The 21942-nt window shown below is 43.7% G+C and carries 20 protein-coding genes and 1 pseudogene; 13 read left to right on the forward strand and 8 right to left on the reverse strand.

All coding sequences use genetic code 11. The features are described 5' to 3' along the window. Positions 1-152: 152 nt before the first annotated feature. Positions 153-764: a hypothetical protein gene (locus ACVBIK_RS03920; RefSeq protein ID WP_447169150.1), complete on the reverse strand. Its 612-nt coding sequence runs from the start codon at positions 762-764 to the stop codon at positions 153-155. A 425-nt stretch (positions 765-1189) separates the two neighbouring features. Here ACVBIK_RS03920 and ACVBIK_RS03925 point away from each other — a divergent pair, with 425 nt between their 5' ends. The 4 genes from ACVBIK_RS03925 to ACVBIK_RS03940 all read left to right on the forward strand — a co-directional run bounded on the left by ACVBIK_RS03925 (position 1190) and on the right by ACVBIK_RS03940 (position 5732). Continuing rightward, positions 1190-2368, forward strand: a complete 1179-nt coding sequence (locus ACVBIK_RS03925) for a threonine/serine exporter family protein (RefSeq protein ID WP_447169151.1) — start codon at positions 1190-1192, stop codon at positions 2366-2368. A gap of 255 nt (positions 2369-2623) precedes the next feature. Further along, positions 2624-4714 carry a carboxylesterase family protein gene (locus ACVBIK_RS03930; RefSeq protein WP_447169152.1) on the forward strand — a complete coding sequence of 697 codons (2091 nt, stop codon included), beginning with the start codon at positions 2624-2626 and terminating at the stop codon, positions 4712-4714. A gap of 83 nt (positions 4715-4797) precedes the next feature. Next, positions 4798-5043: a hypothetical protein gene (locus ACVBIK_RS03935; protein ID WP_447169153.1), complete on the forward strand. Its 246-nt coding sequence runs from the start codon at positions 4798-4800 to the stop codon at positions 5041-5043. A gap of 56 nt (positions 5044-5099) precedes the next feature. Then, positions 5100-5732, forward strand: a complete 633-nt coding sequence (locus tag ACVBIK_RS03940) for a phospholipase D-like domain-containing protein (protein WP_447169154.1) — start codon at positions 5100-5102, stop codon at positions 5730-5732. 263 nt (positions 5733-5995) lie between these two features. Here ACVBIK_RS03940 and ACVBIK_RS03945 read toward each other — a convergent pair whose 3' ends face one another. Further along, complete coding sequence (locus ACVBIK_RS03945; protein ID WP_447169155.1) at positions 5996-6424, reverse strand: hypothetical protein; 429 nt, start codon at positions 6422-6424, stop codon at positions 5996-5998. Positions 6425-6444: 20 nt separating this feature from the next. Next, on the reverse strand, positions 6445-7623 hold the full coding sequence (locus tag ACVBIK_RS03950; RefSeq protein WP_447159244.1) for a patatin-like phospholipase family protein: 1179 nt from the start codon (positions 7621-7623) through the stop codon (positions 6445-6447). Between the two features lie 324 nt (positions 7624-7947). Here ACVBIK_RS03950 and ACVBIK_RS03955 point away from each other — a divergent pair, with 324 nt between their 5' ends. After that, a complete protein-coding gene (locus tag ACVBIK_RS03955) occupies positions 7948-8172 on the forward strand; it encodes a hypothetical protein (protein ID WP_447169156.1) in 225 nt (74 codons plus the stop codon). Between the two features lie 697 nt (positions 8173-8869). Here ACVBIK_RS03955 and ACVBIK_RS03960 read toward each other — a convergent pair. From ACVBIK_RS03960 to ACVBIK_RS03980, 5 genes are all read right to left on the reverse strand, one after another. Further along, complete coding sequence (locus ACVBIK_RS03960) at positions 8870-9883, reverse strand: CobW family GTP-binding protein (protein WP_447159239.1); 1014 nt, start codon at positions 9881-9883, stop codon at positions 8870-8872. 84 nt (positions 9884-9967) lie between these two features. Continuing rightward, a complete protein-coding gene (locus tag ACVBIK_RS03965) occupies positions 9968-11632 on the reverse strand; it encodes an amidohydrolase family protein (RefSeq protein WP_447169157.1) in 1665 nt (554 codons plus the stop codon). Between the two features lie 227 nt (positions 11633-11859). Then, a complete protein-coding gene (locus tag ACVBIK_RS03970) occupies positions 11860-13155 on the reverse strand; it encodes a tyrosine-type recombinase/integrase (protein ID WP_447169158.1) in 1296 nt (431 codons plus the stop codon). Between the two features lie 157 nt (positions 13156-13312). Next, positions 13313-13612: a hypothetical protein gene (locus ACVBIK_RS03975; protein WP_447169159.1), complete on the reverse strand. Its 300-nt coding sequence runs from the start codon at positions 13610-13612 to the stop codon at positions 13313-13315. A 271-nt stretch (positions 13613-13883) separates the two neighbouring features. After that, positions 13884-14348, reverse strand: a complete 465-nt coding sequence (locus ACVBIK_RS03980; RefSeq protein ID WP_447169160.1) for a hypothetical protein — start codon at positions 14346-14348, stop codon at positions 13884-13886. Positions 14349-14607: 259 nt separating this feature from the next. Here ACVBIK_RS03980 and ccoN point away from each other — a divergent pair, with 259 nt between their 5' ends. The 8 genes and pseudogenes from ccoN to ACVBIK_RS04020 all read left to right on the forward strand — a co-directional run bounded on the left by ccoN (position 14608) and on the right by ACVBIK_RS04020 (position 21925). Beyond that, on the forward strand, positions 14608-16044 hold the full coding sequence (gene ccoN / locus ACVBIK_RS03985; RefSeq protein WP_447159234.1) for a cytochrome-c oxidase, cbb3-type subunit I: 1437 nt from the start codon (positions 14608-14610) through the stop codon (positions 16042-16044). A 12-nt stretch (positions 16045-16056) separates the two neighbouring features. Beyond that, positions 16057-16671, forward strand: coding sequence for a cytochrome-c oxidase, cbb3-type subunit II (gene ccoO, locus ACVBIK_RS03990; RefSeq protein WP_447159233.1), 615 nt, complete (start codon positions 16057-16059; stop codon positions 16669-16671). An 11-nt stretch (positions 16672-16682) separates the two neighbouring features. Continuing rightward, positions 16683-16859 carry a cbb3-type cytochrome oxidase subunit 3 gene (locus ACVBIK_RS03995; RefSeq protein ID WP_447159232.1) on the forward strand — a complete coding sequence of 59 codons (177 nt, stop codon included), beginning with the start codon at positions 16683-16685 and terminating at the stop codon, positions 16857-16859. Next, on the forward strand, positions 16859-17815 hold the full coding sequence (gene ccoP, locus ACVBIK_RS04000; protein ID WP_447159231.1) for a cytochrome-c oxidase, cbb3-type subunit III: 957 nt from the start codon (positions 16859-16861) through the stop codon (positions 17813-17815). Before ACVBIK_RS03995 ends, ccoP begins: the two co-directional genes overlap by 1 nt. Before the next feature lie 149 nt (positions 17816-17964). Continuing rightward, positions 17965-18444: a FixH family protein gene (locus ACVBIK_RS04005; protein WP_447159230.1), complete on the forward strand. Its 480-nt coding sequence runs from the start codon at positions 17965-17967 to the stop codon at positions 18442-18444. Positions 18445-18514: 70 nt separating this feature from the next. Then, entirely contained in the window at positions 18515-20899 is a 2385-nt protein-coding gene (locus ACVBIK_RS04010; RefSeq protein ID WP_447169161.1) for a heavy metal translocating P-type ATPase, read from the forward strand. Next, positions 20896-21084, forward strand: a pseudogene (ccoS, locus tag ACVBIK_RS04015) (cbb3-type cytochrome oxidase assembly protein CcoS); the annotation flags it as partial. The gene ACVBIK_RS04010 and the pseudogene ccoS, both read left to right, overlap by 4 nt. A 148-nt stretch (positions 21085-21232) precedes the next feature. Further along, positions 21233-21925, forward strand: coding sequence for a sulfite exporter TauE/SafE family protein (locus tag ACVBIK_RS04020; protein ID WP_447169162.1), 693 nt, complete (start codon positions 21233-21235; stop codon positions 21923-21925). Positions 21926-21942: the final 17 nt, after the last annotated feature.

The following is a 21942-nucleotide window of genomic DNA, read 5'->3' on the forward strand; positions in this document are numbered from 1 at the left end:
AGGCTCAAACTATCGGCAAAAAGTTCACTCAATTAAACTAACAAGGCTGTACTTAGCACGTATTTTAGACGCAAAAAAGCCAGTTGAACAATTCAACTGGCTTAAGATCGGGAAAGATTGAGTAGCCTTTAAAAGTAAGCTTTAAAGAAGAACTAGGCTGCAGTGTCATCGATATCAATCTTTTCTGAACTAGACCTCATCGTGCTCACGGTATTTTGAAGCTTAAATTGGCCCCATTTAGACTTATCTTGAGACAAGGGAGTGCCAAACGTTATCGATGTTTTCAAAGTATTGTCTTCAATGCTACCACCTAAATAGGTGTATTCTGGGCTAAACATGATATAGGTACCATCATCACCTGTTTTCCATGAGAAATAAGCCGCCATACCACCAACAATATCAGTATGAGTATGAGTATCACTATCACTTTCTCCCATGGCATTAGCAAAATCCTCATCATATGAACCTGCTAATACCCCGCCACGAACAAAAATATTCAGCGACTCAGCAGGGGTGGTAAACATAACAATGCCACCAACCGCAGTAGTAGTAGTAAACTGTTGATTAACGATGATATCAAGTGATGCCGCGACACGTGGAGTCACCGCGTTATCAATGTTAAACACATGAAAATACTGGATACGACTATCATTATAGTCACCCTGCTTATTCATTGTTCCTTCGATAGTGCCCATCGCCATCTGTCCATTATCAAGTGTATAGGCTAGTGAGCCCGATAGCTTAACGTCCCCCTTATTATTCACACCAACATAGGCAGATGTTGATGCTTTTGTTAAATCAGAAGGATCAACATCGTGAACTTGTTCCTGCGCAAAACATTAGCAGTCAACGCAAGGCCGAGTGTCGTGGCTAAGATAGTTTTAGTAAGTGATGACATGATTTGTAGCTCCGTAAAAATGGGTGTAAGTCAATAACTGGAGCCAGTTAACGGTGAGTTTAAACTAACAATAACTCTCATTTGACGGGTCAAACCATTCAAATGGCAAAGCTCTTATCAGGCCGTTTGTAAAGTGAAGTGCATTGAACTGAATGCCCTTTCTTTTTCGCAGGACTCAACCCTCTATATGCGATTGTAAAGTGAATGACTTAATCATTACCATTTCTGTTCATGCCACCTCTATCCATACCAAAGTTGCCATCATTAATGACCACGCACTGAGTACCAGCCATGAAAGTTAAAAATGAAACGCCTTTACAGCAGGATGACATTTTATCGTTTGCAGATAAATTACATCAATCAGGTTGTGCACCCTACGCCGTTGCCCAATACACTAAGGCTTATGCCAACGAACATGGTGTGGCGATCGCTATCGATGTCACTCCAACCAAAATGGTGACGGTATTTGAGCAACCAACCCAAAAAGTGGTGATGCAAGATAAAAATCCACCTTCGGTAAATTTACGGAAATTGATAACAACATTAAAAAATCAAAAGGCTGATGGAATTGCTAAAGGTGCTGATAAGTATTCCAAACTGACCCTCTGTATCGCCAATATGTTACTGCCACCAACCTATTTAATGTTGGTTGGCAGTACTTATCTTGCCGTCGGCATTGCCTTCATGTTAGGGCTACTAGCCTGGCTTTCACAGGTAGTGTTAACGGGTGAACGTGCGATTCTGATTGAGTTTTTAGTCGCGTTAGTATCAAGCTTTGTGGTTGGGGTTTTAGCTTCTCATTTTCCAGAGCTACCCGTGTTAGCCCTATGCGTCTCATCAATAGTCCTGTTTATACCAGGGCTTACCGTAACCAATGCCCTTGCAAGCCTAACATTAAATGACTTTCGTTCAGGCATAGAACTCTTGGCGCAAAGTACACTCATCGTCATAAAAATTTTTATCGGCGTCGTATTGGGTTTGAGCCTATCGACTCAACTCTTCGGCAGCACAACAGCAGGCCCCTTTGTTAATGAAATCCCTTTCAGTCTGCATATCCTAGCTTTAATCGGCATATCTGTCGCAATTGGGGTCATCTTTAATGCCAGTGCGAAAGATATTGTGATCGGATTACCCGCAGCGGCAATTGGCATGTGGGGCCCTCATTGGTTTACCTCTGACTGGGTAGTAGGGACGTGGATAAGCACTATGCTTATTACCCTATACGGACTCGCTTCGGGAAGAATACGCAATGTTCCCGCGCTGGTATATATCATCCAAGGGATCATTATCTTAGTACCGGGAAGTCGAATAATTGTTGGAGCGAGTGAGTCTTTCTTTGCTACCGCAATCTTACCGATCCCAAGCATAGGACTATCAGCATTACTGATGTTTTGCGCCATTATGGCCGGCCAAATCATCATCTATTCTATCTTTAACAACCGATTTATCTTTACCCATGAAGATCGCTAGTTTTTATGAGTTAACGCAGAACGAATCAATTAAAACCAGGGGGAATCCGCTCATTTTTCAAACGGAATTTCACCTTTCCAATATGTGTTGAGAGGGTTTCATCCTTCATCGGCGATTATTCCATGGTCAAAAAAACAACTAAAATGGCGTCATAAATTGAAGTGTTCCCTGACATATATACCCACTCGACTTAAAACCAGTGGAGGCAAGTGAGTCAGCACTCAATGCCAAATGAACTGAACTATGGAGTCTATTATGACGATGTTTTATCGCTCGGCCCTCGCTGTACTTGTTTCGTTATCTTTAGCTGCGTGTGGCGGTAGTGATGACAATTCAGAAGTCACCAACCCCGATCCCGCACCAGAGATACCTGCACCAGTTGAGCCCTTGCCAACGGAGCAGGTAGCGTTGCAGATAGGTGATAACACCCTGCAAGCACTGCGTGAATCCGTTGTCGTCAATGATATTGATGGTGCACCTGCTCGTGTCGAACTTGAGGTATTTAAAGGACTTCCCTATGCCAATGCAGCACGCTTTGCTCACAGTGAACTCGCAACATTGGCCACGATCAGTGATGCCACATCATTCGGCAATGCCTGCCCGCAAAACCGAACAACTATTCAGGCCCAATCGGAAGATTGCCTCAACCTCAATATTTGGCGTCCTGAAAATACCACAGCATCGGAATCATTACCCGTATACGTGTTTATTCACGGCGGCGATTTTGAAGTGGGTTCAGGTTCAGACCCTTTAGTGCAAGGTGACAATGTGGTGGCGCAGGGCGCAATAGATGGCAAGCCATTTATCGCAGTGACCATCAACTACCGTCTCGGTATTTTGGGCAGCTATTGGCAGGATGGCAGCAAGACACCTGAAGGCGGTAATTTTGGCTTGGGCGATCAAAAACGTGCACTGCAATGGGTAAATGAAAACATCGACTTGTTTGGCGGTAACCCTAATAACGTGACGCTTATCGGCCAAGGCGCTGGCGCAATGTCTGTGGGGATATTGCAACAGAGCCAAACTCAAGACAATATCACTGGTAGTTTTTTCCAGCGCGCGATCATGCAAAGCAACCCTTATGGATTTGATTATAAATCCTATGGCCAGGCACAGACCTTTAACGGCAAGTTGGCCCAATACAATACAGAACTGTACCAAACAGAAAGCCTAGCTGAGCTCAGTCTGACTGAACTGCTGGCCGTTCAATCTAAAGCAACTGGACTTGTATCAACGGTCGGCACCTGGTCTGGCATAGACTGCATCGATACCGATAATTTGGTTGGCAGTGGCCTGTGTTTCGCCAATAAACTAGACAGCGAGATAACACCACAGCACCATCTGAAACCATTTGCGCCCTACATAGAGTACCGTGCCAAGGCGTTCCTGAAACCTGAAATTAGCGGCTACCACCTGACCACTCAGCCCGCGCAAACCGAGTACACAGTACCTACGGTAGTCGGTTTTAACAGTGATGATGGCGCCACCACCAGCTTTTTGCCTAGCCTAACCTCTTTAATCCCAACCATCATTGAGTTAATCAAAGAGATGAATGAGGCACCAGAGGGGATCGAGCCATCAGCACAGGCTATTCAAACCTGGTTGGCTTCGCAAGACAACTTGGCTCAACTTGGGCAGCGCCTGATGCAGCTGACACCTGCGCAAGTTGCCGCACAGGTAGACCTTGGCGATATGTTGCCAGGTAGCGCCTACGAGGCCATAGTTAAATTCTTCTTTGGACTAGGCAATAGTGAGCTGGCCAACAAGTTACTTGCACTGACCGATTACGCCCCTAACGACGAGAGTCAACTCTCTGGCGCAGCCGCAAACATGGCGCAGTTTAATCAGTTGGCCAATGAAATGCTGTTCAGCGGCCCTGCACGTATCAAGGCCAAACAAACCAGTGATAACGGCTTGGTTGCATCCACCCTATATCAATTTGACTATCAGGCTAGTTTTAATAGCTGGACAATTTACAACGAGGAAGAAAATATCTATCTGGGAGACCTCATAAAATCAATCAGTTGTATAGGTAAAGTGTGCAGTGGTGCAGAGTTGCCATTCATCTTTAACAAGCCATACAACCTAGCTGGGAGCCGAGTAAAGCCAACCAATAAAGATAGTGAGTTAATGAGCAAAATGTCACGCGTTTGGTTTAGTGATGAGCTATTTGCTGACAATCAGTACGACACAGCTACCGATAATGTTATCGTCATTGATAGCAATATCGAAACCGTCACCAGCTGGGACAAAACCAAGCACTCGGGTGTTGACCCAAAATTACGAAACGGACGTTTAACTGGCCTAGAAAATTTAGGTCTACTATTAGGCTACTTCAATAAGTAGCCAAAAGATCTATCCCCCTCTATCAGCCAGCTAGGTTAAACCCTAGCTGGCTTTTTATTATCCGAATTAGGATCTAAAAGCTCATGAATATAAAGATACCTAGGCAGTGCCTAGCGATCATGTTGGTGTCACTGTCCTTGCAGCTATTAACTGGCTGCGCCACCTCTTATACAGAAGTAGAGGCATCCTTTGAGTCAGATTGGGCACAGTATCCTTACCAAAGCGATGTGTACCTTATTCCATCGGCCTCAGAAGCGCTAGCACACCGCATCGACTTCATTCGCCAAGCACAGCACTCGGTTGATATAACCTACTTATTCTTTGAATAAGGACACCACAGGATTATTACTATTTAACGAGTTAAAATTACAGCCACTTTTATCAAGTGGTAACAAAAACTACAGATCAAAATACCGTGGTGGTTAATGCGATTGCATCAGCTGTCGGCAACTTAACCAGCATGGCATTTATCCGCAGCGCAGTGACACCGGTATTTGACTCATTGGCCAAGCAGCAGGATAACAAGCCCTATTTCATAACCCGTGTTGAGCGATTAATGGATAGCTCAATAAGTTGCGCTAAGAAGGCTGTGATCTCAAAACCTTACGTTATCCCCACGCAGCATAAATTTAAGATTATTGAAACGCTGGTAAATAATGGCGCAGCGGCCAGCTTAATCAACAACTCATCTGCGTCAAATGATTCTGCCTTTGTGCCTGCCGACTTTGAAGAATATCGTCCGATATTAATGAAGATGGGCGTAAATCTGTATGAATTTAGAGATGATGCCTATATAAAGGACCATCTTTATCATGTCGATACTTACTACCACAATAGGACTTTCATTTTTGACGATAAGATCTCCTATATAGGCTCATCCATTTTTGACCCTCGTTCTGTCTTTCTCAATATTGAATTTGGGATTGTGATTGAAAGCGAAGCCTTTGCCAAGATACTCAACACCTATTTATTGGTGCACACAAGAGTACAACTATTGGCATGTCACTCAACAGTCTGACGGCAGTATTCGTTGGCAGTCCGCTGACGAGAGCCTCGACACTAATCCTAATTATGGGGATTGCTACAAACTGCCAGACTAGCTTATAAGGCAGCTGGAAGATGGATCTGAACTCTAAACAGAAACGGTAATGAACAGGAGCGGTTATTGATACCGCTCTTTTTTATGTCTGGATGTTTAGTAGCGGGAGGGGTTTAGCATTTAAGCATCATCTAGTCTCAAAAAAAGCCCACTAGTTGCGGGCTTAACTTAAGTCACTCATGTTATTTGTATTCGATAACCCGAGCGACGTAATTAAAGTCACCAGAATCACCGTGATAATCACGATATAGATCGACAGAGAAAAAAGCGGGGCTGTGCTCATCGATGCGGTCTGCAATTTTACGGCTCAAAATATCAATATCTTTTTCACCATAAACGTAAAACTTATGCGCAGTTTCAAGGTTAAACGCTTGTGCTTGCTGGCGGCTAATATAGATTTCACTAAACACCTCTTTAATAAAACCTTTATATTCAATTAGCTCAAAACTGGCATCTTCATCGATGGTGATAAAGAATTCTGTCTCCTCAGTAACCGACACTAGCTGCTCCATCTCTTGATCCACCTGCGCCGTTTCACGCTGTTCCAATGTGGTCGCCGAGACATTCGTAGCCAACGTAAGCAGTGTTAGGGTGATAAGTGTTTTCTTCATATTATTACCTTTTGGTAAGTTTAAGGAACTTCAGTTGACCAAAGTTCAGTGGATGTAGCTTTGCTATAGCCATGCTGGTACAAGGCTTTCATATACTGTAAGTCGAACATATCTTTGGTCGATTTAGGTGCGTTAAACTCATCATCCATATAAGTAAATGAAAGTTCTAACCCACTATTTTTACTGAAATAAAGCATTCTATATAGGTCACCTTTAGCTTGTTGAATCGTCATACTGCCAAGACTTCTACTTAATAAGTCAACACCCTTATCCTCAGTTGCCTGATAGGGAACTTTTAACATGCCGTTACGAATAACATGTACCTGTGGCGTCGTCGTTAAACCCAAAGCCTCATTGATCTTGCCGTAATCAACATTGACCACTTCGAAAAACATTTGCACCGTAAGTCCGCCATCAACATGTAGCTCTTCAAGGGTCTTATCACCTTGGCTAACCTCAATAAATTGTGGTGGAAACACCCCTGGTATTGATGAACTCGCGGCCAGAATTTGATGGATCAATGTGACCTTGTTAGGTAGATCACTCTCGGCAATGCGACCAAGGTTCCAAACAACCAGCTCTTCAGAGTCAAAATGAGTGCTGCCAATAAATAACCGACGACCAGACTGATGCTGCACAGCAATCTGCTCAATCATTTCTGCCGTGTAGACGCTCTGGATAAATTCAAACATCTTTTGTCCATCGGTAAATGCATCCTTAATCAGCGTATTTAGAAAATTACGTTTACCTAAAATAAGGTCGTCATTAAGGCTAAGCATGACCCCTTTTAGACGTGGGATCTCATCCCCACCCACAAATACAAATGGCGCCATCAGTGAGCCAGCACTAATGCCAGTAACAATGCTGTACTCCTGCAATTGATTACTGTCGTATAAGCCGTTAATAATTCCGGCACCAAATGCTCCGTTAGCGCCGCCGCCTGACAACGCAAGAATATTTAACCTTTCGCCACTCACCTGCAACGGCGTCGTGCCCTCTTGCGGATCAAACAAAAATTCTGATGAGTCGTCTGCCCAAACTCGATAGGGTTCAGTGGCTAAATCTGTTGCACTAGACTCAACCGTTACCGCTCTGTAATTATCTTTGGTTACTCGGTTTTCAAGGGTGTGTGTTGAACTACACGCCACAAGAAACATCGACAAAAACATCACCATAGATAAAGACTTTGTGTGACCCATTACTATCTCCAAATGACTTATCACCACTGTCTGACAGTGATACTGAAAACAACGGACAACAGCCTTATGTCCAACTGATAAAATACTGCTAGTGGTATTCCCCTCACCAGCACTGCAACATTCTTGATTGTGGGTATTTTATACAGATAATTGAGAAGCCATTTATCGCATATGAAGGGTTAAACCCTACAATCACAACTCGACTATTTGATCAGGAAAGCTTCACGGTGATAGAAGGATTTGATCCTTCAAAAGGAATGTGGGTGATAGCTATGGCTCAGGTACATTAACCTTGTCCGATCCGTTTTAATCTATAGGTCAATTATGAGCAGAAAAAAATTATTATTGAGTACTGCACTTCTTATATCTGTGTCGGCTTACACCAAAGCCAACATCATTGTCGATAGCAAAAATGTCGACCCCCAGCAATATCACGCCGATATGTATGAGTGTGAACAGTTAAGCCAGCAAGTTGAACCACAGTCGTCCAATTCGCTAGGTCATGACATACTAAAGTCAACAGCTAAGGGGGCGGCCATCGGGTACTGACTAGTAGAACGAATTTAATCTGCTGATGGACTTATTATTAGTGCAAACTGCAGACTCAACTAATCGCAATTGATGGATCGAACCATACAAAAGTGTATTGAGTGCTTATTAAGGATACAAATCATTCACTGCATTATTATTACGCTACTCCCCACGCTCATAGATAATGAGTTTTGCAGTTGAAGGTTGTGAGATCTTTAAAGTGATTGAGATCGAATACGACGTGTTCAGCATATTTACCGACTTACAAACGTCCTATATTACGCATTTTGGGGATGTAGGTTCGATAGTCCAATTAGCATTTAAACGAGTACGTAACATAACTTCTATCAATGTTACCGCTTTATACTCCCCCGTTAACTTATTTATTAACAAAGCGAGCAAAGCCCCCGCTAACACGGACTTGCCAAGGTCTCACGGGTAAAGGCACATAATGCCTTCAATTAATGCCCTTACTGTTCACCCTCACATGGCATATAAGGCTATATCCGCACCAACAAATAGCAATGCGAGTTCGATCATGCGTAGATCTTCATTTTAAACATCTGGCTTTAAATTAATGACGACGATTTAATCAAAATTAGTTTGACGTAACTCATTTATCTTATTTTGGGTTATAGCTTTGCCGTACCATGGAAGCAACATTTTGCTTGCTAACACGCAAATTTGAGTACACAAGACTATGGTTGAGTTACATTCAACTCACTAAACGGGCTAATTTTTGGCGCATCTGAATTTCATCCATGCCACCTATCGGAGCTATAAAAACTAAACGTGTTGAACGCTTTTCATCGGCATCCCATGGCTCACCCACAGTGACATTGGCACGCTGGCCTGTACATTGGAAAATACAGCGATGCTCTGGACGATCAATTAGGTTTAAGATGCCTTTCATACGATAAGCATCGACTGAAAACTGCTGAAGTAGTGGATACAGACTTTGCAAAGACAAGGGCTGATCGGTCTCAAAACTAAAGGTGTCGAAACTATGATTTACATGATGATGGTGGGCGTGGCTATCGCGTTCATGGTCATGATGCTTGCATTGGCTGTGGTCATGACGTTGGTGTAAACAAAAGTCGTCATGCAGAGAAATCGCTTGAGGTAGCCTTTCAGGTACATCAAATAGAATCGGTAAATCGACTTTAGCAAATTCAATATCGACTAACTTAGCAAAAGGGGCTTGCGTGCGACACCAGGTTTTGACAACTTCGAGTTGCTCACTTTCGATCAAATCAACTTTATTAACCAATACAATATCAGCGACTTGAATTTGCTGCTCAGCCAAGTTGGCCATAGGTCCTTCCAAAGAAAGTACATTGGCGGCATCAATAGTCGTAACGATAGCATTAAGCGGCGCATGGGCTTGTAATTCAGGGTCTTCAAACTTCAACGCAACTTCTTTAGGCTCGGCAATCCCCGAAGTTTCAACGATGATGTGGTCGGGGCGCTCCTCAAGCGACAGTAAACGCATAACTGATACAACCAGACCTTCAGCAAGATTGCAGCATATGCAGCCATTCTCTAAGCTAATCATGTTGTCGCTTTGGGATTTAACCAACTCGGCATCGACATTAATAGAGCCAAAATCGTTAACGATAACCGCCATGCGCATACCGTTTGCGTTGGTAAGAATATGGTTTAACAGAGTGGTTTTACCTGCGCCTAAAAATCCGGCTAATATCGTCACTGGAATTGGTTGTTTATTCATAACGTGCTCTCTCTAAATTTGGGTAAAATGTGTCTGTAAATGATGAAGGTTAGGGCTTATCTCCCTACCCTTTCTTATTGCTAATTACGCCGATACATCACGACGAACAGGTTCACCTGGCATCGCATCAAGTTTTAGTTCACCTTTCTCTATCAGTAGTGATCCGTTAACCAACAGATACTTCATCCCCGCCGCTAACATGTTAGGGTGAGTAAAAGTGGCTGTGTCTTTTACCTCTTCTAACTTGAAAATGGCTAAATCTGCATCCTTACCGACCTGAACTCGACCTTTGTTTTTCATCTGTGGAATTGAATCTTCAAGAATACGACAAGCATTTAAACTAGTACGCTCCATCGCCTCCACCAGCGATACAGCTTTATACTCGTTAACATATTTATTGATGAACCTTGAATAGCAACAAAGCGAGCGAGGATGCGCAAATGCATCGGCTGGTAGTGGCCATATATCACCTTGAATTAGCTCACCTTTGCTGTTAAGCCAAGGCATTGCATCAGAGGCAATAGCTGCACCTGGAAATAGCACTGAACGATCCATCTTATGGCGATCATCTTTGCTCTCGTCAGGTTTCAAAAAATGCATCACTACAACGGTTCCTGGTGCGGTCGCTTGCAGCTCGGTGACTTTTTCCTGCGTTAACGCTTTACCGTTAGTTTCCATATAACTGGCACTTGGCACGCCCCAACGCTGTAACCAATCGTCACCGCGGAACACTTCTGCGCCAACTGCCGACGATCCTGCGCCATAAGGATAGGCCTCGGTAGTGATAGCTAAACCGTTATCAACAGCTGATTGTATTAGATCGGCACAATCTTCAATGTCCTGCACAGACGTACTATTCAAGTGACAGATATGCATGTGCGCACCAGTGGTCGCGGACAGACTAATCAACTCTTGATAGGCTTCAAAACTGGATTTTGGCTCAGCACTATTTAGGTATCGCACATGAGTATAAGTGGGTACCTCATAGCTTTTAGCAAGTTTGGCCAGTTGATAATACTCTTTATGACCATAGCCTGGTGCATAACCGGCATTAATTCCGATCCCTAAACCGCCCTCTTTGAGACCTTGCTCAACTGAAGATAAAATCTGCTGTAATTCCTCATCCGTCGCTAAGGTATTTTGCCAATTTGTTAAGGCAAACGCTTTTTGGAACCAAATGATGGTGCCATCTGCTGGCGAAACGTCTTTCTCTTTCGCCATCACACGGGCATAAGTCCATGCTACCGATGCGCCATAATTAATGGGGCGTCCCTCTTTGGCGCAATCATCATAGTACTTACTAATTGGCAGCAAGCCTGACTCCATCTCCATTGCTGTGGTGACACCGTCGAATGCTTGTGCACGAGCAGCAGGAACTTGTTGACCATGAGCATGCATGTCAATAAAACCTGGTGCTACCACTAATCCAGTGGCATCAATGACTTTATTACCATGTAGCTTGTTATCAGAAATTGCGGCAATACGTTTACCTTTAATTCCCACATTTCGAATCCCATCGAACTTAGTTTCAGGGTCAATCACGCGGCCATTTTTGATGACAATATCAAAAGGCCCTATTTCATTGGCCATTAGTTTAATATCTTGGTTCAACAGCTTTTCTGGGGCCGCATGTAATATTGAGGCAAATGGAATGGCAGCAGCTCCTACAGCCATTTTTGTCAGCGTGGCGCGCTTAGACTGATCGATCTCTATATTATCGGTTGCACTTGAGTTACGTTTATCTTTCATTTTAAATCTCCTTCAATTCACAATGACCGTCAGCAAATATACAGCCCATGAGTAGGTACTTGATGACAATTAAAATAATAATAATGATATTGAAGTAAGATAAGAACTCACATATGAAGGGTCAAACCCTTCATATGTGAAATATAAGAGCGTCAAGTAGTACGCTTAATATTGATTAAACGGGTCATATGGTGGAAGAGTTTTATTATATTGACTCTATTAAGGCACTAAGTGTCAATCCCCTGCAGATAATCTAGCGGTTTGTTCTGGGCACTCTCGTGACGTTCTATCTGAGTGGTGTGCAAATATTGCGAGGTGGTGTCGATACTCTCGTGTCCAGCATCGGCTTGTACGTGTGATAACGGACGACCGTTAATATTGATGTCGTGGGTAATGCCGGTGTGACGAATATTGTGGATACTTAAGCCGCGCATTTGTAGGGCATCTTCAATAAAACCGTCAGTTTCGATGCTAATCGCCGCTATTTCGATGATCTTATCGACTTCGTCTCGGATATGGCGTATTCCGAGGTTTGCATTTACATTGCCAACTTCGCGCCCTCGCCCAGCGGCTTTTTGACGTACGATTAATGGATGTTGCTCAGTAGCAGAGGGATAATCTGACAGCTTTAGGTAACGTCGATAATCCACTAACGCAGCTAATAATGCTTTAGATATCGCCACGCTTCGACTCTTGCCACCTTTACTCTTAGGGATATGAAAACTCCAGATCCCAGAGTGACGGTTTTGTTTAAACTGGCTCATCACCGGTGAGTAACCCGCCCTGGCAGAGACTTCTGATACGCGCAGATAGCAGGAGTAGATAAGCTTAATGAGGAACAAACTACGTTGGTGTAATTCAGGCTGTGCTTTGGCGAGTTTCTCTACCGTTGACATAATGTAGGACCACTGCAACTCGGTAAATGCCAACTGATTATCGTCGTCTGTGTTGAGGCGGTATTTTCGGCTAGATGAAAAGCGGCTCTTATTGAGCCACATCTGCGCTGGGTTCCGCTCACAATAGTCCTCTCCCATTAAGTAGCTATAAAAGCTAGATAAAATGGCTATCTTTGTTTTGAGTGCGCTATCACTGAGGACATAGGGTTTTATCTGGCCATCGACCTTGCAGCCTCTAAAAGGAAGCCAGCTTGGATTGGGCGTTCTTATGTCGCTGGTATTATCTTGTTTAAATTGGGCGACATTAAAGTAGCCAATAAGGGCTAACGGCGGGTGCTTGCAATAGTCGACATACAGGCCGATCTCTTTGCGCCCTATTGCACTAACGTTCAGTTTAATCACATCAAAACACCAATGTAAAAATGTCGTCAGTTCGCTTCTATAAGCTTTATAGTTGTTTTCATTGTACTTTTGCTCAAACAGCCAATCGGTGGCTAACTCGTAGGCGAGCCCAGCTTCATCGAGTGAGCTCAAGCTAAGTTGAGTGATGCGTTGATTAACAACGGGATTACCCTGTTGAATAAAATCGATGGAATCAAAAAATGGGATAACCGGGGGTAATTGCATAAATAGAGCCAGTAACAATCCGTATATCACTATCTTAATCAGTAAGATGAAGAAGCGATATGGTTATTTAGGGTTTAACCGGCTTAAATGGGCGTATCGCTTAACAAGCGATCAATGTGTGCATGCTTAAGGTTTCTATCACAGTTTATGTCACAACTTATGTAACAGTTTGCGACATTAAGATCAGCTCAGAGCTTTGTACATCAGAGCTTAGTACATCAGTTTTTTGCAGATCAGAGCTTTCGACAATAGCGCATTGGTTTTTACAATGGTCTTGGCACTGCTTGTCGCAGTGAATGCGTTTCTCACAGCTCCATAAACAAAGTTGCCAAACCGCTTTTTTGGTGTCGCTATCGAGGCATTTGAAATCTGCGGCGCAAAGTACACCTTGCTGGATAAGCTTAGCTATTTTGTCTTCAGAGATACTGATATTTAACTGTCCGGTTGGAGTGGTCATGATGAAACCTCCCAATGCGATTCATTTAAAAACAATATACCCACATGAGAATGATTATCAACAACTGTTTTGTGAATGCGTGATAACTGAGCATTGTTTAACCTACACCCAAAGCTAAACCCAAAGCTTGGTGTGCTTAATCTGTGCTAGTGCTTGAGTGTTTACTATTAATCAACAGGCCGAAACGATGAATAAGCAGCACACTATTTAATAAGCCGTGCACTCTTAATAAGCAGTGCACTAAAAATTACCCTGATTATCTTGTTCAGGCCTACTCAGGGCTATCGGCCAAAAAGTCAAAAGTGGTAAATGACTCTACGCCATTGTGCTCAAAACTGACTACTGCACTCCAAACCATATAGCCACTACTACACGAACCGTATATTAGTGGTGCGTTATAGTCATTTTCTCCCATTTGGGTCAAATTTACCGGAATAATGCCCATAAACATGTCTCTACCCTGTAATTTAACCTTAACATTACTTAAGGGTGTCGAGGTATGCAGTGTCATCTGTATAGGCTGTTCACTCGGCGCCTGCCAAGGGTTAAGGCTTAACTCGATGTCAACATCGGCAACCGTTTTGATGCATGGACCCGTTTTAAAACTGCAAAGACTTATATCTACAGGAGTTGACGGTGTAACATCTTGGCTTTTTGGCTCACACCCCAGTAAAAATGCGACCGGGATGAGGCTGTATAGAATTCTTAATAGTGTTGATTTGTGAGTGACTTGCACGTTATTTAACCTTTACATCATTTGTTTTAACATTCTATTGAGTACCTTGATCTAGATCAACTTATCTGGAGGGGTAATTCCTATCTTTTTTGATATAGCTCAAGTATCATTGCTTTGCCTTGCGTTACTTCATGAAATGTAAGGTTACACATTGACACATAACCTATGTTTCCGTTAGGTAGCATGGTTTTTGTCATATATACGGGTAGAGCTTTACTCTACACAACAATAAGTATAAGTAATAAGCAGTGGAAGCAATATGATGAACCATTCCCAGCCTCAAGGCGCTGATTACAACTACACTGTCGTCCGTCAATTTGCCCTAACTACCGTGTTATGGGGAATTGTTGGTATGTCAGTAGGTGTATTAATTGCAGCTCAGTTGATCTGGCCGCAGCTAAACTTCGAAACGTCATGGTTAACGTATAGTCGTCTACGACCACTACATACGAATGCCGTGATTTTTGCGTTTGGCACTTCAGCCCTTTTCGCCACATCCTATTATATCGTTCAACGCACCTGTCAAACTCGACTATTTGCACCTAAGTTAGCTGCATTTACGTTCTGGGGTTGGCAAGCCATCATTCTTTCAGCAGCCATTAGTTTGCCGCTTGGTATTACCAGTGGTAAAGAATACGCTGAATTAGAATGGCCAATTGATATCGCAATTACCGTCGTATGGGTTTCCTATGCTGTGGTTTTCTTCGGTACTATCATTAAACGAACAACGTCCCACATTTATGTGGCGAACTGGTTCTTTGGTGCCTTTATTATCACAGTAGCAGTACTTCACATAGTTAACTCTATGGCTGTACCGTTAACGATGACTAAGTCTTACTCACTCTATAGTGGTGCAGTAGATGCGATGGTCCAGTGGTGGTATGGTCACAACGCGGTGGGCTTCCTGCTAACTGCAGGCTTCCTAGGTATGATGTACTACTTCGTTCCTAAGCAAGCTGGCCGACCAGTTTACTCGTACCGTCTATCTATCGTTCACTTCTGGGCATTGATTGCTTTGTATATCTGGGCTGGTCCTCACCACCTACACTATACAGCGCTTCCAGACTGGACACAGTCACTTGGTATGGTGATGTCTCTAATCCTATTCGCTCCGTCTTGGGGTGGTATGATTAACGGTATCATGACTTTATCTGGTGCCTGGCACAAACTTCGTACTGACCCAATCTTGCGTTTCCTTGTTGTTTCATTGTCTTTCTATGGTATGTCTACCTTCGAAGGCCCAATGATGGCAATTAAGACGGTTAACGCACTTTCTCATTACACTGACTGGACTGTTGGACACGTTCACTCTGGTGCATTGGGCTGGGTTGCTATGGTTTCAATCGGTTCTTTGTATCACTTGATCCCAGTTCTGTTTGGCCACGGCCGTATGTACAGCACAAGCCTAATTAACGTTCACTTCTGGTTGGCAACAATCGGTACTGTTCTTTATATCGTTTCAATGTGGATCTCTGGTGTGATGCAGGGTCTAATGTGGCGCGCAGTTAACTCTGACGGTACATTGACTTATAGCTTTGTTGAAAGCTTAGAAGCCTCTTACCCGTTCTACTTTGTACGTTTCCTAGGTGGTGTATTCTTCCTTACAGGTATGTTCATAATGGCATACAACGTACTGCGTACTGTTAAGGCCCCTAAAGATTCTTTGCCAGCAATTGCTGAAGCAAAAGCAGCTTAAGGAGTAGATACGATGAAATTTAATCATGAGCTAGTTGAGAAAAACATCGGTCTATTAGGGATCTTTACTGTTATCGCAATCAGCTTTGGTAGCTTGGTTGAGATTACACCCCTACTGTTCCAAGAAGATACAACTGAGCCATTAGAAGGTCAGATCCCTTATACGGCAATGCAGATTGAAGGTCGTGACATCTATGTTCGTGAGGGCTGTTATGGCTGTCACAGCCAGATGATCCGTCCTCTTCGCGCAGAAACTGAACGTTATGGCCACTACTCTGTAGCTGGCGAGTCAGTTTGGGATCACCCATTCCAGTGGGGCTCTAAGCGTACAGGTCCAGATCTAGCCCGTGTTGGCGGTCGTTACAGTGACAAATGGCATGAGGTTCACTTAATTGATCCTCGCGCTGTTGTACCTCAGTCAAATATGCCTGCGTACCCTTGGTTAGCAGAAAACATCCTTACTGGTGATTTGACCGGTGAGAAGATGGAAATCCTGCAAAACTTTCACCCAACTCATAAGTTGTATACAGCTGAAGAGATTGCTGGCGCTAAAGACGCTGTGAAAGGTAAGACTGAGCTGGACGCATTGATCGCATATCTGCAATCACTTGGCCACGCGCTTAAATAAGGAGGCAAAATATGGATTACGGCACATTACGTGGAATTATTACTATCGTTGTAATGGTGACCTTCATCGGTATATTTGCCTGGGCATATAGCGCTAGTCGTAAGAAACAATTCGACGATGCAGCTAACCTAGTTTTCTCAGATGATGAGAAAATCTCGGTATCGAAGGACTCAGGAGAACAAAAGTGATGAGTAACTTCTGGAGTGTATGGATTATCGTACTCACCGTTGTGGTAATCATTGGTTGTATTGTTCTACTTCGTGCTTGTTCTAAGAACGACACGGGCGTAGAAGAAGGCGAATCAATGGGTCACAGCTTCGACGGTATTGAAGAACTAAACAACCCACTACCTAAGTGGTGGAGTTATATGTTCTACATTACCATCGTATTCAGTGTTATCTATTTGGCACTGTACCCAGGACTTGGTAGTTTCAAAGGCTTATTAGGTTGGACAAGTGCTAACCAAAGCGTTCGTACTATTGAAGAGTCAAAGCAAGCTGTTATTGACGCTCAAAATGAAGGGCGTTGGGTACAGTATGACCAAGAAGTTAAGCACGCAGACGAAAAGTTTGGTCCTATCTTCAAGGCATATGCTGATACGCCATTGGAAGAGTTAGTTAAGAATGAAGAAGCCCTAAAAGTGGGTGGACGTCTATTCTTACAAAACTGTGCAATGTGTCATGGTAGTGACGCGCGTGGTAGCAAAGGCTTCCCTAACCTAACCGACAACGCTTGGTTATATGGTGGTGAGCTGGCAACGATTAAGACCTCAATCATGAACGGTCGTCACGGTATGATGCCGCCAAAAGGTGGTTTACCGATTGAAGACAGTGAGATTACCGGTCTAGCTGAATACGTTGTAAGCCTATCTGGTCGTGAGCACGATGCAGCACTTGCAGCTCAAGGACAGGGTTCATTTATGAAAGGCTGTTTTGCCTGTCATGGTATGGACGGCACCGGTAACAAGTTTATGGGTGCACCTAACCTAACTGACAATGCGTGGGTCTACGGCGGAAGTCGTGGCGCTATCGAGCAGTCAATTCAGAACGGTCGTACAGGTGTTATGCCTGCATGGAAAGATGTATTAGGTGAAGAAAAAGTTCACGTAATCACAGCTTACGTTTACAGCTTGTCAAACAAGTAATTACACCAGAGTAACATCTAGTGTACTAATAAGGCCTCGTCACCAACGAGGCCTTTTTTTTAAGTGCTAAATCACAGTTTTTTGGGTAAAATATGCGTTCTTTTTTCCCAGCATTTAACAACTATTCTAATAAGTAAAGGCGGTAAATAATGTCGACTCCACAACCCTGGTATAAACAGTTCTGGCCTTGGTTTCTTATCATACTGCCATTATGTGCCGTGGTCGCAAGTATCAATTTATTTTGGGTTGCTTTTAACAACCAAGACCCATTGGTTACCGAAGAATACTATAAAGAAGGTAAAGGCATTAATATTGACCTTCGAAAGATAAAGCATGCTAAGCAGCTTGGCATGAACTACATGCTAGAGTTTGATGACAAATACGTTGAGCTGTCTCAACAAGGTGGCGATACCTATCTTGCAGGCTTAAGCATTAGCTTTTATCACCCGACTCTTGAAGAACGAGATTTCTCGCAAATTGTCACCGCTGATGCCAATGGCGTATATCGAATTGATTTAACGCAGAGTATTGAAGGCCCTTGGGACGTCAGAATTGAAGGTTATGATCAAACTTGGCGTATACAGCAACGCGTAACGCTAAAAGATGATCAACAGTACTGGTTAAACTAATTAGTTTATGCCCTAACCCGTTCGCATCTGCAGCGGGTTTTTCAAATACTTACAAAAAGAATAACATCCCATGAGTCAAACAAGCTGCTTTCATTGTAGCGAACCCGTTTTAACTGGTCAGCAATTCACAACCACCATTAACGAAGTGGAGCAGCTAATGTGCTGCCCAGGTTGCCAAGCAGTGTCGCAAGCGATTATCGATGCTGGACTGACCAATTACTATAAGTTCCGTACAGAGCCTGGTAATAAGCAAACTGCGTTGGTGCCTGAAGAGTTATCAAATTTCAGTGCTTATGACTTACCAGAAGTGCAGCAAGACTTTATTCAACAAAGAGATGCGTTAAATGAAGTCTCGTTAACGGTTGATGGGATCACTTGCGCTGCCTGTGCTTGGCTGATTGAACATAAGATTAATAAGCTTAATGGCATCGCTAACATTCAAGTTAACTCAACCACGCAGCGTGCTTTGATCGCGTGGGACAGTGACAAAATCAAACTCAGCGAAATTCTCAATCAAATTAGCCATATTGGCTACCAAGCAGCGCCGTTTCAAGTCGACGAACAAGAAACTAAAAGTAAGAAAGACAGTCGTAAATTTTTATTAAGACTCGGCCTTGCAGGTTTCGCGACCATGCAGGTGATGATGTTCGCCCTCGCCCTTTATTCCGGCTATTTTAGCGATCTGGATACCGAGTACCGAGACTACTTTCGTTGGGTGAGCATGTTATTTGCCGCCCCTGTTGTTTTTTATTCTGCTCAACCATTTTACTTTAGTGCCGTCCGCTCGTTGTTGATGGGCAGATTAAACATGGACGTCTCTGTGAGTATCGCCATTTGCGGCGCTTATATCGCAAGCTGTATTGAAACCATCAATGGTACTGGCGAAGTGTACTTTGAGTCGGTATCCATGTTTACCTTCTTCTTGTTGCTAGGCCGTTTCTTTGAGCAAAATGCCCGTCAAAAAGCCTCAGTGAGTTCCAGCAACCTCCATAAGCTTGTACCGTTAACCGCACAATTAAAAACTGACGACGGTTTTGATGAAGTACCCGCTAAACGGCTGGTTATTGGCGATATCATTTTAGTTAAGCCGGGTGACGTTATTGCTGCTGACGGTGTTGTTGTTGAAGGTGAGTCTGCGGTAAATGAAGCCATGTTAACGGGTGAGCAGATGCCATTACATAAAGCGCTTGAATCAAAGGTGTTTGCCGGTACCATTAACATTGAGCAGCCAATATTAGTTAGAGTGACTGCGCTTGGGCAAGATCAGTTAGTTGCTGAAATTATTCGTCTGCAAGAGATAGCATCTAACAATAAGCCCAAAGTCGCCTTATACGCCGACAGGTTCTCAAATTACTTTACTGCGGCTATTTTACTGATTGCCACATTGACCTATCTGTTTTGGTATTTCTATTCACCGGAAGACGCTTTTTGGGTCACTTTATCGGTATTAGTAGCAACCTGCCCTTGCGCCCTTGCTTTAGCAACGCCAACCGCTGTGACCTGTGGAACAGCGATTATGACCCGCCTTGGGATCATTACCCGTCGCTCTGGTATATTTGAAAAATTGCCTAAAATCCAACATGTTGTTTTTGATAAAACCGGTACCCTTACCTTAGGTTCATTGTCGATTAGTGATGTGGAGCTAACCGGCGACATATCAAAGGCCGAAGCACTTGGTTACATTGCGGCATTAGAATCTGGCTCCTTGCACCCTATTGCCAAAGCGTTTACAGCTCATATCGATAAGTCTATTAGCGTGACACAAAGACTGAGTGTGGTTGGTAATGGTCTGTCAGGAGTGATAAATGGCCAGGCGTTTAAAGTGGGCAGTCAGCAATTTGTTAATGGCACCGATACTATAGAGAGTGCGACAACGGTTTGGTTAAGTTGTGATGGCGTTATTCAAGCTAAGGTCACGTTAAATGATGAAGTTAGACCTGATACCGCTAAAGCCGTGGCACAACTTAAACAGATGGGCTGCAAACTGAGTATTGCAAGTGGCGACAACTCGACTGAAGTAACAGCATTAGGTAAAAGACTCGGCATTGATGATGTGCACAAAGGGCTTTCACCCAAAGGTAAGCTGGCATTAATTGACAAATTTCAGCAGCAAGGGCAAGTGGCCATGTTTGGTGATGGTATTAACGATGCGCCTGTACTTGCTGGCGCGAACTTATCTATTGCGATGGGCAGTGGCGCTGCGATTTCTAAAAACAGTGCAGATATTATCTTGTTGGGTGATAACCTTTCACGCTTTGCCGATGCGGTCCAAGTGGCCAAATCTACCGGGCGGATCATCAAACAGAATTTATTCTGGGCGCTTGGATACAACCTGTTTATAATTCCGTTGGCCGTAACCGGTCACGTCGCTCCATACGTTGCAGCAATAGGCATGTCCGCCAGTTCACTCATTGTTGTCAGTAATAGCCTAAGACTACTTAAGGTTCGTTTATGAGTATTATCTATGTCCTAATCCCAATTGCCATGCTTTTTGTTTTGGTTGCCGTTGGGATCTTCTTTTGGGCTGTAAAGTCTGATCAGTTTGATGATCTTGAAAAGCAAAGCGTATCGATACTCTTTGAAGACGACAAAGCGCAAAGTGACAATGCTAGCCAGCACAATACGTCAAGCAACCTGTCTGATCCCCTGGCTAATACAACTAACCTCAAAACGTCTAGTTCACAGGCTGAAAATGCCGCTCCCCAGGGCACTGAATCCTCCTCAGCAGCAACTAGTGCGAAAACCGATACAGCTCAACAAGAGGCTACTAAACAAAAGAGCGCTAAAAGTGAATGACTATAGCTTAATTGGCGCATTACTTGTGGGGATCATGGGCGCCGGTCATTGCATTGGTATGTGCGGTGGGCTAGTTGGCGCACTATCTGCAAACCTGCCTAAGCAACAAACGGGCAATAAGCTCGTTGCACAGTTGGGTTACCTGTTAAGTTACAACAGTGGCCGGATAATTAGCTACACAATAGCAGGCGCATTAGTCGGTGCCAGCACCAGTGCATTAGGCTTGTTATTTGATGTTGACACCTATTTGCTGGTACTAAGACTATTTGCTGGCTTTATGATGATTATCACCGGCCTCTACATTGCTCAAATTTGGGCCGGTGTAGTGCAGATAGAACGCCTCGGAAAATGGCTGTGGCAGTACATCTCGCCTATTGCTAACAAATTTATTCCAATCAAAAACAAGCGACATGCATTTATCGCCGGAAGCCTATGGGGATGGTTACCCTGTGGTTTAGTCTACAGCATGTTAACTTGGTCGGTTGCAGCAGGAAATGCCCTAGACGGCGCCTTAATTATGTTTGCTTTTGGTATAGGTACGTTACCCGCCCTGCTAAGTGCAGGTATTGCGGCAAGTACATTTTGCCGTTGGGTACAGAAAAGAGCCGTACGCATTATCAGCGGGATCGCTTTGGTGGGGTTCGGATTGCAGACCTTGTACATTGCTATCGCCCAGCTTCGCTAGCTCCTAATATCAAATTA

The organism is Shewanella sp. 125m-1 (genome assembly GCF_052977065.1).

Bases quoted from the DNA above. Each gene is read 5' to 3' on its own strand.
- ACVBIK_RS03925 (WP_447169151.1), top strand. From the start codon at position 1,190: ATGAAAGTTAAAAATGAAACGCCTTTACAGCAGGATGACATTTTATCG.
- ACVBIK_RS03930 (WP_447169152.1), top strand. From the start codon at position 2,624: ATGACGATGTTTTATCGCTCGGCCCTCGCTGTACTTGTTTCGTTATCT.
- ACVBIK_RS03935 (WP_447169153.1), top strand. From the start codon at position 4,798: ATGAATATAAAGATACCTAGGCAGTGCCTAGCGATCATGTTGGTGTCA.
- ACVBIK_RS03945 (WP_447169155.1), bottom strand. From the start codon at position 6,424: ATGAAGAAAACACTTATCACCCTAACACTGCTTACGTTGGCTACGAAT.
- ACVBIK_RS03950 (WP_447159244.1), bottom strand. From the start codon at position 7,623: ATGGGTCACACAAAGTCTTTATCTATGGTGATGTTTTTGTCGATGTTT.
- ACVBIK_RS03955 (WP_447169156.1), top strand. From the start codon at position 7,948: ATGAGCAGAAAAAAATTATTATTGAGTACTGCACTTCTTATATCTGTG.
- ACVBIK_RS03960 (WP_447159239.1), bottom strand. From the start codon at position 9,883: ATGAATAAACAACCAATTCCAGTGACGATATTAGCCGGATTTTTAGGC.
- ACVBIK_RS03965 (WP_447169157.1), bottom strand. From the start codon at position 11,632: ATGAAAGATAAACGTAACTCAAGTGCAACCGATAATATAGAGATCGAT.
- ACVBIK_RS03970 (WP_447169158.1), bottom strand. From the start codon at position 13,155: ATGCAATTACCCCCGGTTATCCCATTTTTTGATTCCATCGATTTTATT.
- ACVBIK_RS03975 (WP_447169159.1), bottom strand. From the start codon at position 13,612: ATGACCACTCCAACCGGACAGTTAAATATCAGTATCTCTGAAGACAAA.
- ccoN (WP_447159234.1), top strand. From the start codon at position 14,608: ATGATGAACCATTCCCAGCCTCAAGGCGCTGATTACAACTACACTGTC.
- ccoO (WP_447159233.1), top strand. From the start codon at position 16,057: ATGAAATTTAATCATGAGCTAGTTGAGAAAAACATCGGTCTATTAGGG.
- ACVBIK_RS03995 (WP_447159232.1), top strand. From the start codon at position 16,683: ATGGATTACGGCACATTACGTGGAATTATTACTATCGTTGTAATGGTG.
- ccoP (WP_447159231.1), top strand. From the start codon at position 16,859: ATGAGTAACTTCTGGAGTGTATGGATTATCGTACTCACCGTTGTGGTA.
- ACVBIK_RS04005 (WP_447159230.1), top strand. From the start codon at position 17,965: ATGTCGACTCCACAACCCTGGTATAAACAGTTCTGGCCTTGGTTTCTT.
- ACVBIK_RS04010 (WP_447169161.1), top strand. From the start codon at position 18,515: ATGAGTCAAACAAGCTGCTTTCATTGTAGCGAACCCGTTTTAACTGGT.